We start from the raw sequence: 12,655 nt of genomic DNA on the forward strand, positions 1-12,655 counted from the left end.
ACCATTCTAAATTAAAGCATTGATTATATTTAGCATTTTTAGAATACTTCCCGTATGGTGGCGGGATGAGAAAGAAATATTCTTCTTAAAAATTGATGGTCAGCTGAAGTCATATGACCATACATCGAATAGCATTTCGTACGTATAAAAACTCCTACTAAAGAGTAGTGCGGCTGAGGGTTTAAACGCGGACGTAACATATATACATATGTCATAGTTAGGTGTTTCTTCGTATTATGGTTTCTCATCTTGGGGGCGGGATTGCGATTACCATCAACATATGTTTGGAAGCGTACAGTAGTAATTTCTGTAATTGCTGCCGCTGCATCCATATCAATATCCACATTTGTTCGTTATTTAACAGGTGCTAACTCTGATACAATTACGATTATTGTTCGTTTAAGTTTGCCTTTTCTTATTGCTGTCCCTTTGGGAATATTCTGGTTTTCACGCTTGGAGCGATTAGAAGAATCGTATCGTAATGCAGTCAAGCAAGCCAATGAGCTAGCTCTGTTCGCTAACGTTGATCCCTTAACCGGATTGCTTAATCGGCGAAGTTTTATAGAGCAATTTAAGGCGGCGACAATAGCTCGTGTGAGAGGCTGGTTCTTAATTGCTGATATCGACTATTTGAAAGATATCAATGATCAATATGGCCATCCCGTTGGCGATGATGCAGTGATTGCTGTAGCAGAAGCTATGCAGAGTGTACTCCCACCTGATTGTTTGATCGCTCGTATCGGTGGTGATGAGTTCTGCGCATTTATTCCGAAAGCTTCATGCAGTAATCTTGATAATACCGTCGCACTTATCAGCAAACAAGCTGACAAGCTGTTGCAGAAAAAACGTCTGGAAGTTGATCAGGGTTTGTCTGTTTCTGTCGGATATATTGCAGTGAGAACAGGCCAAAGTTTCGAAGATGTTATGTCTTTATCAGATAAGAAGCTTTACCGTAAAAAGAGCGAGAGAAATTTAAAAATTCCATTAGTGAGTTGAAGACGGAATATAGTCGAATATAGTCGAATGTATTTGACTGGAATTACGTTTTAAGCGGGATAAGAAAAGCGCCTAATTAAGCTTTAGAAGATCGAGTCTTATTCTTATTAGTGGCACTAACTATTAAAATGAGCTGTAGAAACTACATATATATGCGGTCAAGGAAATTGCATTTAATCATAACATTATAGCAGAATTTGTATTTCTTGTTTGCTTTTGCCGAACCTTCTAAAGCTTGCCTTAACGATCAAAAGGGATGGCTATGTCTAAAGGTTCAAAAATACCATTTTCACTTACTGGCAAAGGTTCGGTTGTAAAGCAAAAACTGGAGATTAATGGCACTCCGCTCACCATTGATGTTGTTGGCCACAGTGCCTTTGGCGGCGATAATAGTGCGCCAAGCCCGCTTGATTATGCCCTTGCTGCTTTGTCTTCCTGCACGCAGGTAACGTCTCAGATCATTGCTTCACAAGATCCGTCTATTAAGCTTGGTGAGTGGTCGATTGAACTCAACAGTCATCTTGATAATAGCGTACTGGTCTTTGGTGAAGAGGGTGTTTCTAATTTTTCTGATGTCCATCTCGATATTACAGTTGAAACCAATTTGGACGCTGAGAAATTTGCAGCCTTCGCATATGAAGTTGAACGACGTTGCCCGATAACACAACTTTTCCGTGGAAGTGGTGTCAAATTTTCAAGCGAATGGAAAAATATCGAGTTGCGTAAAGTGGCCTGATTGTCAGAGCCGTTAATTTTGTTAAAAAAAACCGCCCGACAGGGATGGGGCGGTTTTATAATTATACTTGTTGCTATTATGCGTGGTCTTTATCAGGCTGTACAAGATAAATCAGAACAGTAATGATGGTGATGAAGAAGCGGAATGCATCTGGAACACCATTCCACTGTTTCGACATCCACATGCCGAACCATTCCCCACCAACAGACATAAATGCAACCTGCCATGTCAAAAAGCCAAGTGTCAAACCGGCAATTGCCCAGTTCTTCTTAGCGTTGAACGATGCGGCGCTGTCATTACGTGCAATCAAAAGTTTAAAACCACCAATCCAGCACATTAAAGCCGTCAGTGTTTCAAGAGTGATGATGCCTATGTAGCCGGTATGATGGAGCCATTCACTTTCAATCGCACGGTACTTGATTGTTGCATCAGGGAAGATTGTGTCCATTAGGAACACATGATGCACAAATGCAAAATTTGATCCGTAATCGGTGATATTTCCAAAAGCTACAAGTGTAGCGAAGAATGCGATTGCCAGCACCATAAGGGCTTTAGATAGTCGTAAAACCATTTTATAAATCCGTATCTACGAAAGTTAAAGGGCGTGAGTTAGTAATCGCTATTCCGAAAGCGTACGATACGAAAACCTCAACACGGTTTGCATCTTTTTTATAGATCCAGTGAAAAAAAGCATCAATCATAACTTAGTTTTAAGGTTAATGGGCGCGTGAACCTGTCTAAGTTTATTTTATGATGGCAATCAAACCAAAATTTATTGAGGGGGATTAGAAGTTGAACACAGTTAATCCCGTTCAAAGAAATCTATCTGAATGATGATAATTCTGGCCTTGAAAGAGTATCGATACGAAATAAACAATAACTGACAGGCGGATTTTCTGCCTTATAGGCTTATGTCTTGGTTGCATTAATTGGCACCCAAACAGATGACATTATTTGGAACCTTGATAAACTGGCTGATGCGGCACTTGCGTAAGGATCACGGATGCTTTGCACAATTGAGCAGGAAGGCTGATTATGCCAATAAACCGGAAAGCCCGGCAGCTTTATGAAGATCATTACTAGTTATTATGGTAGTTTCATGGTCGTGCTTGCATTTCAGGCAGACCATGGCAGTCATCTCCAAGACTCGTAAGGTCAAATTTTGCCGTTGTGTTAAGAGGATGTTTTCTGTTTCTCTTAAATTTTCCACATTAAGGATTATGCTCATTTTCAATGTTGATCACAACTGACTATCCCAATTAATCAAATGCATATGTTGGTACCTCTGGGTACGCGAACGCAACTAAGGTCGATTAATTCGTTACAATTTCTGACCTGCTTCATTCCAGTAACCAAAATGCATGCAAGTCCGTTTTTTATTTTTGCGTTTTGGATCCACTAATTTGGGTTGATCAATTGCTATAACAGAGCACAAGTTTGAATTCATAAGGACTTTATAAGCTTTTTTGTCAGCACGTACGATAATATTTTCTGAGCCCGCTAGTTGTTTAGGTCGGGCTTTAAATAATGCTTCATCTATTTTATTCAGTGAAACAAAGTTTTTACCAGCAATTTTGGTTAACTCATCTGGTTTGGTAGCCTGTAGGTTTTTAATTTCATCTGTGACCTTAATTAAATATTCATTGGCAAGACGAGCGAGATTTCTCTCCTTGGTATAATTATTATAAAGTTCTGTCTGTGCCTTGATATCATTTTTGAACGAAATATAAATCAGGCTAACTTCGTTCAGTAAAATAACGGTAGCCACAGTGGCCGCAACGCCAATAATAACACCTTTCAGCAAAGAGATTTTTGTTTCAAAACCTTTAACGGACTTTTCAAAAACCTCTTTAAAACTTGCAGATTTTTTATTGTGTTCATTTCTGAATTCGTTTGCAGCCTGATCAAATACTGAGCGGATTTTTTCAATTTTTTCAGCTGAGAGTGTGGCTTCCTTTTTGGAAATCATTTTCTCATTTGTCGATTGCAGGTTATTGATAACCTTTTCAATAGCATCAGCGGTAGACGGATCTTGCGCGCGTAAAGCATTTTCCAGAGCATTGCGGTAGTTTTGTTTTAGTTTATCCATGCTGAAGGTACACTCATTCACATTTTAAAAATTACGTCGTAATCTTTAGAGCAAGAATCTTTAATAGTTTGTGGATTGTTTCGCTCATAACATACGCAGATGTAAAGGCACCGGAATGTCTGTTTTTTATATAACATGAACGAACAGTATCTCGGCTATGTCTGCTTTAAAGCGATTATGTCAGGTCTTGATCATGATCAAAAACAAGAAATATTGCAATTCTTGCTGACATGATTGACTAAAAGATATCCGCTATCGGAGTTTCAAGCATTTTTATGGTGTTTTCTACAAAAAGCGTCATATCTCTGCGTCAAGTTAAAAACTGCCGATTTTCATGCAATTCCGCCGACAAAACCGCTTAGCTCATCAAGTCGTACCATCGCCATCCGCATTGAGCCACGGCAACCTTGCGCCTTACAGCGCGCACGTTGCTCCACTTCATCCAGATAAAGTTGTTCATGCCCTTTAATGGAGCTGATGATAGCTTTATTAATATAGACAAGGCGGCCGCATTTTTTGCAGGTCATCTCCAGCCTTTGATGATCTGCAAGGTCGCTGGCCTTATAGCGGGTTTTCCATCCTTTTGGAGAAGATGTCATTTAACTTCACCGGAAATCGTCAGGCGACAGAATACAGATATAACCGATTTTGCCGCTGAATTGCTCATCTGGCGGTGGTTTCCATTCGTCAAAGCTGGCAAGCGTTCTGGAATAGCGATTATTAAGACCATCAATTGTACTATTGGTTTTTCCAGATAATAGCAGGCAGGTATTCGCATTTAGTCGATCCAAAATCAGAACAAAGCAATCTGCTTTGTAAAACTATGTCCATTAATAGGTATATTTATCACTTATGGAAACTTGTTCCCAATTTGTTCTATATGTAAATAAGAGTCAAATTTTATTTTAAAGGTTACACACAAACAGGTCGAATCAAACACGCTTGTTAAGTGGCGCTGTTTTTTTTATAGCTTGTGAAAGGTGAAGGGCGAAAAACCAAAGCATCGATGAAATCAGTGGTATTTCAGACTTGATAATTTAGGATTTAATACTGTCACATAATGCTAAGTGACTAATATTATTATATTAATGCAACATTTAAAGAGAAAAGTGGTGCCCCCAGCAAGACTCGAACTCGCGACCCCCTGATTACAAATCAGGTGCTCTACCAACTGAGCTATAAGGGCAACCTTGATGCTGAAATAGCATATTAATTCAAAGAGTAAAGGCCAAAATCTAAAAAAACGTCGACTGGCTAAGTTTTTTTAGCTGTGCTACCCCTTTTTATGGATAAACTCACCAACTCGTCCACAGTTTGGCACTTACGGAGCCTGTAAAAACATATGTCGCGTGAATTTAAGACCTATCATTTCATTTCTTCCGGCACGAAAGATTCGCTTGAAGCCGAATCTTTGTGTGTTGCACGATATGGTCAGGTAAAAATAGAAGATGCAGATGTGATTATCGCCCTTGGTGGTGATGGTTTGATGTTGCAGACATTACGCGACTTTATGAATACTGGAAAACCGGTCTATGGGATGAATCGCGGCTCTGTTGGTTTTTTGATGAATGAATTTCATGTTGAGGAACTGCCTGAACGATTGTCTGATGCACAATTGGAAACGATCCGGCCTTTAAGAATGCGTGCCAAAGCGGCAAGCGGGGGCGAGGTGGTCGCAATGGCCATCAATGAAGTTTCTTTGTTCCGCCAATCGTATCAGGCGGCAAAGGTACAGATTTCCATTGATGATAAAGTGCGGCTGGAAGAGCTGGTTTGTGATGGTGTCATGCTGGCAACGCCTGCGGGCTCCACCGCTTATAACTTGTCGGCGCAGGGACCGATTTTGCCACTGGAAGCACCGCTTTTGGCAATGACGGCTGTAAGCCCTTATCGACCGCGCCGTTGGGGCGGGGCACTTTTACCTAAAAATGTGACTGTACGTTTTGATATATTGGAGGCAGACAAGCGGCCCGTGAATGCAGTTGCGGATAATAAGGAAGTCAAATCCGTATTGAGTGTCACGATCCGTGAAGCCCGTAACAGCAAAATCAATATTCTGTTTGATAAAAACCATTCATGGGATGAACGGATTTTGACCGAGCAATTCCGGCATAATTGATGACGCACAGTATAATGAGCAGATAAATTGTTCATCTCATCAAGAGAGAGATCAAATGTCTTATTTGTGTTTTTTATATTAAATCGGCCATTACAGGTTAAAATTTAAGCAAAATTCATGAATTGACGGGTCAAAATCCAACAAAAACGCCATTTTTGTTGACTTTTGCAGTTCTTCCTTTTAACGGAAAGCTAAAGATAAATGTCTGTACATTTATAAGCATATTCTTTCTGTCATTTTTAGCATTTTATAATGCTAACTCAGATTAATATGATCACTAAACCCAAGCTAAGAGAGCTAAGCCTCCATTGACAACATTCGCCGAACTCGGACTTTCCCCGAAAGTGCTTTCAGCTGTAGAAACGGCAGGCTACACAGCCCCAACACCCATTCAGGCAGGCACTATTCCGCCAGCCCTTGAACGTAAAGATGTGTTGGGAATTGCACAAACAGGAACAGGTAAAACTGCTTCTTTCGTTTTACCTATGTTGACCTTGCTCGAAAAAGGTCGTGCCCGTGCCCGTATGCCGCGCACACTTATTCTGGAGCCAACCCGTGAACTGGCTGCACAGGTAGAAGAAAACTTCATCAAATACGGTATCAACCACCGTCTCAATGTGGCTCTGCTCATCGGTGGCGTGTCGTTTGAAGAGCAGGAACGTAAGCTTGAACGGGGTGCCGATGTCTTGATCGCAACACCCGGCCGTATGCTTGACCATTTTGAACGCGGTAAATTGCTTCTCAATGGCGTGGAAATCCTCGTTGTTGATGAGGCTGACCGTATGCTGGATATGGGCTTTATTCCGGATATTGAACGTATTTGTAAACTTATTCCGTTTACCCGTCAGACCTTGTTTTTCTCGGCCACCATGCCGCCGGAAATTACCAAGCTGACCGAGCAATTCCTGCATTCACCGGTACGGATTGAAACGGAAAAAGCGTCTTCAACCGCAAAGACAGTAACGCAGCGCCTGATCAAATCCGGCAAAAAGCCATGGGATAAGCGCGCAGCCTTGCGTGATATTATTAATGCGGAAGAAGCTGATCTGAAAAATGCGATTATTTTCTGTAATCGCAAAAAAGATGTCTCCGAGCTGTTCCGCTCACTGGTCAAACATGGTTTTGATGCCGGTGCGTTGCATGGCGACATGGATCAGCGCTCGCGTACGATGATGCTGAGTAACTTCAAAGAAGGTCGTTTGAAGCTTTTGGTGGCTTCCGATGTGGCAGCCCGCGGTCTTGATATTCCTGATGTCAGCCATGTGTTCAACTTTGATGTGCCGATCCATGCAGAAGATTATGTGCATCGTATTGGCCGTACTGGTCGTGCAGGCCGTTCGGGCAAAGCTTTTACTGTCGTAACACAAGCCGATCTGAAACCGCTTTCAGCGATTGAAGAGATGATCAACCAAAAAATCGAATGGCTGGATGGTGATTTGTCCACCTTGCCTGCGGTTGATGAAACCGAGGAAAAAACCAGTAATCGCCGCGGTCGTGATCATAAAAATAAATCTAAAAAAGTGCATAATACGGATAAAGACCTGCGTGCCATTGAAAAAGAGCCACGCGTGACGGAAGAGATGCCGCAAGATTTGAGCAAGGCAGCCCAGCCGATTATTGATGATGTGCCGATTTTTGTAGGCCAGCATAAAAATGTTGCAGCCGATGCCGGCAGTCGTCGTGATCAGATCCGTGCATTAAATGAAGAACGCCGCATGCGTACTCAAAACGATCAGCAAAATCGTCGTAACAATCATCGTCGTGACCATGATGATTTCCCGTCTCCAATTGGTTTCGGTAATGATATTCCGGCATTCATGCTGATTGAAATCAATATCGGTAACAGTCATTCAAACTGATAATCTGATTATCAATAAAGCCGATTGCCAATAAAAAAAGCCGGTCATTAGACCGGCTTTTTTATTTCTGTTCTTTATTTATGCTTTACGTTTCGAAAAGGCGGGCAAAAGCTTGTTGAAGCCGCTGCCCGGACGCAAACCTTCACGCATGAAGAATGAGCGTAATGGCATGAAATTGCGCAACATTTCCAAACCCAGATTACGTGCAATCTGTGCCGGCAACATTGGTGACAGCAATGAACGGTTTAGAGCGTCTACCGAGCCGGTGCGCGCCAAAATATCAGGGCGGCGTAAACGATCATATTGACGGATAACCCGATCATTGCCCGGATCGCTGATATCAGCTTTTAAGGCAATCAGGATGGTTTCAATGTCACGCGTACCCAGATTAAGCCCTTGTGCACCGATTGGCGGAAACACATGCGCTGCCTCACCAATTAAAATTGTGCGCTTGGCGGCAAAAACATGAGGTACCAGTCCTGAAAGAGGCCAGGCTTGCGGAACAGTTTCCACACTCACCCCGCCGAGCATGGATTGCATGCGTTTTTCAATTTCACGGGAAAGCTGCTCCGCACTCATTGTCAAAAGTGTGGTTGCTTGTGCCGGATCCACGACCCATACCAAACTGGAGCGATTGCCTTGGAGGGGAACTTGAGTGAACGGGCCGGTTTCGGTATGAAATTCTGTGGAGATATTTTCATGCGGGCGTTCATGGCTGAAGCATAAAACAACCGCCGTTTGCGGATAAGCCCATTTATGTGTGTGGATACCAGCAGCATCTCTGGCGCCTGAGTTGCGGCCATCTGCGGCAATCAAAAGCCGTGTGTTGAATAGTTGACCATCCGATAGGGTCAGTTCAACTTGATCTTTATGGGAGATAAAACTTTCTGCAATCGCATAAATGCGCTCAATACGAGAATCAGTTGCGACTGCTTCACTAAGCTTTTCATTGAGGTGCGCGTTTGGAATATTGAAACCAAAGGTTTCCTCACCAAGCTCGGATGCTCTGAAGGTGACGGTCGGACTACGCACCAAGCGTTTGGTGCCATCAATAATACGCATGGAAGAAAGAGCGGCAGCTTTGGGACGAGTTGCATCCCAGACATGGATGCTTTCCAAAAACTGAATTGCCGGATTCATCAAAGCAGTCGTGCGCCGGTCATCTTTATCGGTTTCAGGGCCGATCAGGGTGACATGATAGCCACGTCCTGTTAGCGCTAACGCTGCCATCATACCGGCAGGTCCGCCACCATTGATTATAATATCTCTTGTCTGGCCATGTTCCATTAAACTTATCCTCAATATGAAGACGCTTTCGTTGATTCCTCAACAGAATATAAGTCTTGCTGGCTTTTATAGCATTTAACGGTGTAAAGGCTAATGAGAGAAAACGTGCATTTAATGGCAGTTTTATTTTGTGGTTTGCATGCTATCGCCAAAGGCTGATAGAAAACCATCTGAATTCATGCTGATATTGCAGCTTATAAGAGATAAAGACAGAAACGGTTAAGAGCGTGAAAAGCAAATTTGCAGATAAGATCAAAGTGAAAAAAGTTACGGCACCACAGGCCAAGGCTTTTTCGGTTCACTTACTCACCGCATCCGGCTCGTTTCTGGCATTCCTGTCAATCGTCGCCGCCAGCGATGGGCGCTGGACAGCAATGTTCTGGTGGTTAGGCTTGGCACTCTTTGTCGATGGTATCGACGGACCAATTGCCCGCAAACTCGAAGTCAAATATGTCCTGCCAAATTGGTCGGGCGAATTGCTCGATAATATTATCGACTATGTGACTTATGTTTTAATTCCCGCTTTTGCGCTCTATCAAAGCGGTTTTATGGGACAAAATCTGTCCTTCATTTCCGGTGCCATTATCGTTGTCTCAAGTGCGATTTATTACGCCGACACGGGGATGAAAACGCGCGAAAACTTCTTTAAAGGTTTTCCGGTTGTGTGGAATATGGTGGTTTTCACGCTGTTTATCGTGCGCCCGGGCGAATGGGTCGCTTTCAGCATTGTCGTTGTTTCGGCCATTCTCTCGTTCCTGCCGATTTACTTTCTGCACCCAGTGCGGGTTGTGCGCTTGCGTAAGCTTAATTTGAGCATTTTCCTGCTCTGGTGTGTGCTGGGGATCGCCGCACTTTATTACATGCTTGATGCACCATTATGGCTGCGTGTAGCAATTTCCGTTGCAGGTCTTTATATGTATTGCATCGGTGCGATTATGCAGTTTTTTCCAAAACTTGGTAGTTCAGGTAAAAGTTTGAAGGGTAGCATATGATGATCAATGCAATCAGCGTATCGCAAACGGGTGGCGCGGAAGAACTAAAATATCAAACAGTGGAAATCGGCGAGCCGCAAGCAGGTGAAGCCAAAGTTCGTCATGTCGCGGTTGGTGTAAATTTCATTGATGTGTATTTCCGTACCGGCCTTTACAAGGCAGAAAAGCTCCCCTTTACCCCCGGTAATGAAGGTGCAGGTATTGTGGTTTCTGTCGGTGAAGGTGTCACGAATGTAAAGGTTGGTGACCGCGTTGCTTATGTCGGCTCTCCCGGTTCTTATGCGGATGAACGCATTGTTGCAGCCGACCGTTTGGTGATTGTGCCGGATGAAGTGGATTTGAAGCAAGCAGCTGGCATGATGCTCAAAGGCATGACCGCGCAATATTTGCTGCGCCAGACTTTTAAGGTTCAAAAAGGTACTACGCTTTTGTTCCATGCCGCTGCCGGTGGTGTGGGCTTGATTGCCGGGCAGTGGGCAAAATATTTAGGCGCAACCGTTATCGGTACTGCCGGTTCGGAAGAAAAAGCCAATTTTGCCCTTGCGCATGGTTTTGATCATGTCATCAATTATAATACAGAAAATTTCATTGAGCGCGTTAAAGAAATCACCAATGGTGCAGGTGTTGATGTCGTCTATGATTCCGTCGGAAAAGATACCTATATGGGTTCGCTGGATGTGTTGAAATTCCGCGGCATGCTGGTGAGTTTCGGCCAGTCCTCCGGTTCTATTCCGCCATTTGATCTGGGGCTTTTGTCACAAAAAGGTTCGTTGTTTGTAACTCGTCCAACACTTTTCCATTATATCGCCAAGCGTGAAGAGCTGGAAAGAACGGCTCAGGATCTGTTTGATGTGGTGGCTAAAGGTGTGGTGAAAATCAATATCAACCAAACCTATGCACTGAAAGATGCCCGTCAGGCGCATGAGGATTTAGAGGGGCGCAAAACCACCGGCGGAACAATCCTGATCCCTTAAAACGTGAATGATAATTTATAAAAAAGCGGCTTTGAATGATCAAAGCCGCTTTTTTATTATCCGTTTTAATAGGCGTTTTCCGTATTGAGCAACCGGATGGGGGTTAGAAGCAAAATCTTCAGATCAAACCATAGTGACCAGTTTTCGATATAATAAAGATCGAATTCAGTGCGCATACGGATTTTTTCGGCATTATCAATTTCACCGCGCCAGCCATTTATCTGTGCCCAGCCAGTCACGCCTGGTTTAACGCGGTGGCGAGCAAAATAGCCATCCACCACTTCATTATAAAGCAGATTGTGCGAAATAGCAGAAACCGCATGCGGGCGAGGGCCGACCAGAGACAGTGAGCCGCCCAGCGCATTAAAAAACTGCGGCAATTCATCAATGGATGATTTACGGATAAAGCGCCCCACACGGGTTATGCGTGGATCATTGCGGCTAACTGTTACTTTCGCGTTGAAATCACTTTGCTCATGATGCATTGAGCGGAATTTCCATACCTCAATCACTTCATTATTGAAGCCGTGACGCTTTTGTTTGAAAAACACAGGGCCGCGACTGTCTAGTTTGATCGCGACGGCTGTCAGCAACATGATCGGTGAAAAAATGATAATGCCGATAATGCTGAAAACAATATCGAAAATCCGTTTAGCGACAGAATCCCAATCGGTAATTGGTTTGTCGAACACATCGAGCATCGGCAGGTTGCCGATATAGGAGTAAGCGCGCGGGCGGAAACGCAGGTGGTTATTATGTGCAGATAAGCGGATATCAACCGGCAGTACCCACAGCTTTTTCAATAGCGACAAGACGCGCTCTTCGGCAGAAATGGGTATCGATACAATCAGCATATCAATATGGGCGATACGGGCAAATTCAACCAGTTCGGATATATTGCCAAGCTTGGGGTAACCGGCCACAATAGGTGGTGAACGTCGGTTATCACGGTCATCAAAAATACCGCAAATACGGATATCATTTTCAGGTTGTGCTTCCAAAGAGCGGATCAATGTCTCGGCATTACCGCCACCACCGACAATCACGGCGCGCCGTTCCATGGTACCATCACGCACCCATAAGCGGATTTTATAAGCGGTAATTGCACGCATCAAGGTTAGGATAATAAAACCAGAAACGAACCAAAGCAAAAACCAGCCACGCGAAAAATCTGCCGAAACCTTGAGCAAAAAGGCAGCCGCCGTCAGCACTGTAAATGCAGAAACCCAAGCGATAAACATACGACTGATTTGTTTGAGCGGTGTTCTTAATGCCGAAAGCTGATAGCAATCATTGATTTCCATGAAAGCGAGATAAAATGCCGCCCCGCAAAGACTGACAAATGGATAATAAAACCAGACCTTGGAAGAAAATCCAACATATAAGAAAAAGCAAGCAAGGCCGACAATGGTGACGGCAGCAAATTCTGCAATACGGGTCAAACCGCAAAACATGACAGGAGAATAAGTATTGCTCCTGTATTGCTCGGCAACTTGCGCAGCCATCGGATTGAGGATCACCGGTTCGGTGTTCGTTGACTGGCCATTTGTATTGTCACTCACGCAGAAAGCCTCACATCGGAAAAATGATAGATCAGAACCTA

Annotated in this window: 11 protein-coding genes and 1 tRNA gene; 6 read left to right on the forward strand and 6 right to left on the reverse strand. The window is 43.6% G+C overall.

Annotated features, from left to right (window positions below; genetic code table 11):
- Nucleotides 1-261: 261 nt before the first annotated feature.
- Together JNC77_RS13165 and JNC77_RS13170 are read left to right on the forward strand one after the other, a co-directional pair.
- Nucleotides 262-996 carry a GGDEF domain-containing protein gene (locus tag JNC77_RS13165; RefSeq protein WP_374833246.1) on the forward strand — a complete coding sequence of 245 codons (735 nt, stop codon included), beginning with the start codon at nucleotides 262-264 and terminating at the stop codon, nucleotides 994-996.
- Between the two features lie 262 nt (nucleotides 997-1,258).
- Nucleotides 1,259-1,732: an OsmC family protein gene (locus tag JNC77_RS13170; RefSeq protein WP_374833248.1), complete on the forward strand. Its 474-nt coding sequence runs from the start codon at nucleotides 1,259-1,261 to the stop codon at nucleotides 1,730-1,732.
- A 76-nt stretch (nucleotides 1,733-1,808) separates the two neighbouring features.
- On the opposite strand, the gene JNC77_RS13175 is transcribed toward JNC77_RS13170, so the two are convergent.
- The 4 genes from JNC77_RS13175 to JNC77_RS13190 all read right to left on the reverse strand — a co-directional run bounded on the left by JNC77_RS13175 (nucleotide 1,809) and on the right by JNC77_RS13190 (nucleotide 5,007).
- Nucleotides 1,809-2,303 carry a DUF2165 family protein gene (locus JNC77_RS13175; RefSeq protein ID WP_374833250.1) on the reverse strand — a complete coding sequence of 165 codons (495 nt, stop codon included), beginning with the start codon at nucleotides 2,301-2,303 and terminating at the stop codon, nucleotides 1,809-1,811.
- Nucleotides 2,304-3,053: 750 nt separating this feature from the next.
- Nucleotides 3,054-3,821 carry a hypothetical protein gene (locus tag JNC77_RS13180; protein ID WP_374833252.1) on the reverse strand — a complete coding sequence of 256 codons (768 nt, stop codon included), beginning with the start codon at nucleotides 3,819-3,821 and terminating at the stop codon, nucleotides 3,054-3,056.
- Between the two features lie 332 nt (nucleotides 3,822-4,153).
- The gene (locus tag JNC77_RS13185) at nucleotides 4,154-4,420 is read right to left on the reverse strand and encodes a hypothetical protein (RefSeq protein ID WP_374833254.1); all 267 of its coding nucleotides are present in this window, start codon (nucleotides 4,418-4,420) and stop codon (nucleotides 4,154-4,156) included.
- Between the two features lie 511 nt (nucleotides 4,421-4,931).
- A tRNA-Thr gene (locus JNC77_RS13190) sits at nucleotides 4,932-5,007 on the reverse strand.
- A gap of 156 nt (nucleotides 5,008-5,163) precedes the next feature.
- Here JNC77_RS13190 and JNC77_RS13195 point away from each other — a divergent pair.
- Nucleotides 5,164-5,940: an NAD kinase gene (locus tag JNC77_RS13195; RefSeq protein WP_374833256.1), complete on the forward strand. Its 777-nt coding sequence runs from the start codon at nucleotides 5,164-5,166 to the stop codon at nucleotides 5,938-5,940.
- Between the two features lie 308 nt (nucleotides 5,941-6,248).
- The gene (locus JNC77_RS13200) at nucleotides 6,249-7,799 is read left to right on the forward strand and encodes a DEAD/DEAH box helicase (RefSeq protein WP_374833258.1); all 1,551 of its coding nucleotides are present in this window, start codon (nucleotides 6,249-6,251) and stop codon (nucleotides 7,797-7,799) included.
- Nucleotides 7,800-7,877: 78 nt separating this feature from the next.
- Here JNC77_RS13200 and JNC77_RS13205 read toward each other — a convergent pair whose 3' ends face one another.
- Entirely contained in the window at nucleotides 7,878-9,086 is a 1,209-nt protein-coding gene (locus JNC77_RS13205) for a UbiH/UbiF family hydroxylase (protein WP_374833260.1), read from the reverse strand.
- Nucleotides 9,087-9,313: 227 nt separating this feature from the next.
- On the opposite strand from JNC77_RS13205, the gene pcsA reads away from it, so the two are divergent.
- Together pcsA and JNC77_RS13215 are read left to right on the forward strand one after the other, a co-directional pair.
- Complete coding sequence (pcsA, locus tag JNC77_RS13210) at nucleotides 9,314-10,078, forward strand: phosphatidylcholine synthase (protein ID WP_374833262.1); 765 nt, start codon at nucleotides 9,314-9,316, stop codon at nucleotides 10,076-10,078.
- Nucleotides 10,078-11,052 (forward strand): quinone oxidoreductase family protein, encoded by a 975-nt coding sequence (locus JNC77_RS13215; RefSeq protein ID WP_374833338.1) that lies wholly within the window; start codon nucleotides 10,078-10,080, stop codon nucleotides 11,050-11,052. Before pcsA ends, JNC77_RS13215 begins: the two co-directional genes overlap by 1 nt.
- A gap of 65 nt (nucleotides 11,053-11,117) precedes the next feature.
- Here JNC77_RS13215 and JNC77_RS13220 read toward each other — a convergent pair whose 3' ends face one another.
- Entirely contained in the window at nucleotides 11,118-12,614 is a 1,497-nt protein-coding gene (locus JNC77_RS13220) for an undecaprenyl-phosphate glucose phosphotransferase (RefSeq protein WP_374833264.1), read from the reverse strand.
- Nucleotides 12,615-12,655: the final 41 nt, after the last annotated feature.

The sequence above is a fragment of the Paenochrobactrum pullorum genome (assembly GCF_041929845.1).
Classification (GTDB): Bacteria; Pseudomonadota; Alphaproteobacteria; order Rhizobiales; family Rhizobiaceae; genus Paenochrobactrum; species Paenochrobactrum pullorum.

Coding starts and splice junctions, on each gene's coding strand:
- JNC77_RS13170 (WP_374833248.1), top strand. CDS start 1,259: ATGTCTAAAGGTTCAAAAATACCATTTTCACTTACTGGCAAAGGTTCG.
- JNC77_RS13175 (WP_374833250.1), bottom strand. CDS start 2,303: ATGGTTTTACGACTATCTAAAGCCCTTATGGTGCTGGCAATCGCATTC.
- JNC77_RS13180 (WP_374833252.1), bottom strand. CDS start 3,821: ATGGATAAACTAAAACAAAACTACCGCAATGCTCTGGAAAATGCTTTA.
- JNC77_RS13185 (WP_374833254.1), bottom strand. CDS start 4,420: ATGACATCTTCTCCAAAAGGATGGAAAACCCGCTATAAGGCCAGCGAC.
- JNC77_RS13195 (WP_374833256.1), top strand. CDS start 5,164: ATGTCGCGTGAATTTAAGACCTATCATTTCATTTCTTCCGGCACGAAA.
- JNC77_RS13205 (WP_374833260.1), bottom strand. CDS start 9,086: ATGGAACATGGCCAGACAAGAGATATTATAATCAATGGTGGCGGACCT.
- JNC77_RS13215 (WP_374833338.1), top strand. CDS start 10,078: ATGATCAATGCAATCAGCGTATCGCAAACGGGTGGCGCGGAAGAACTA.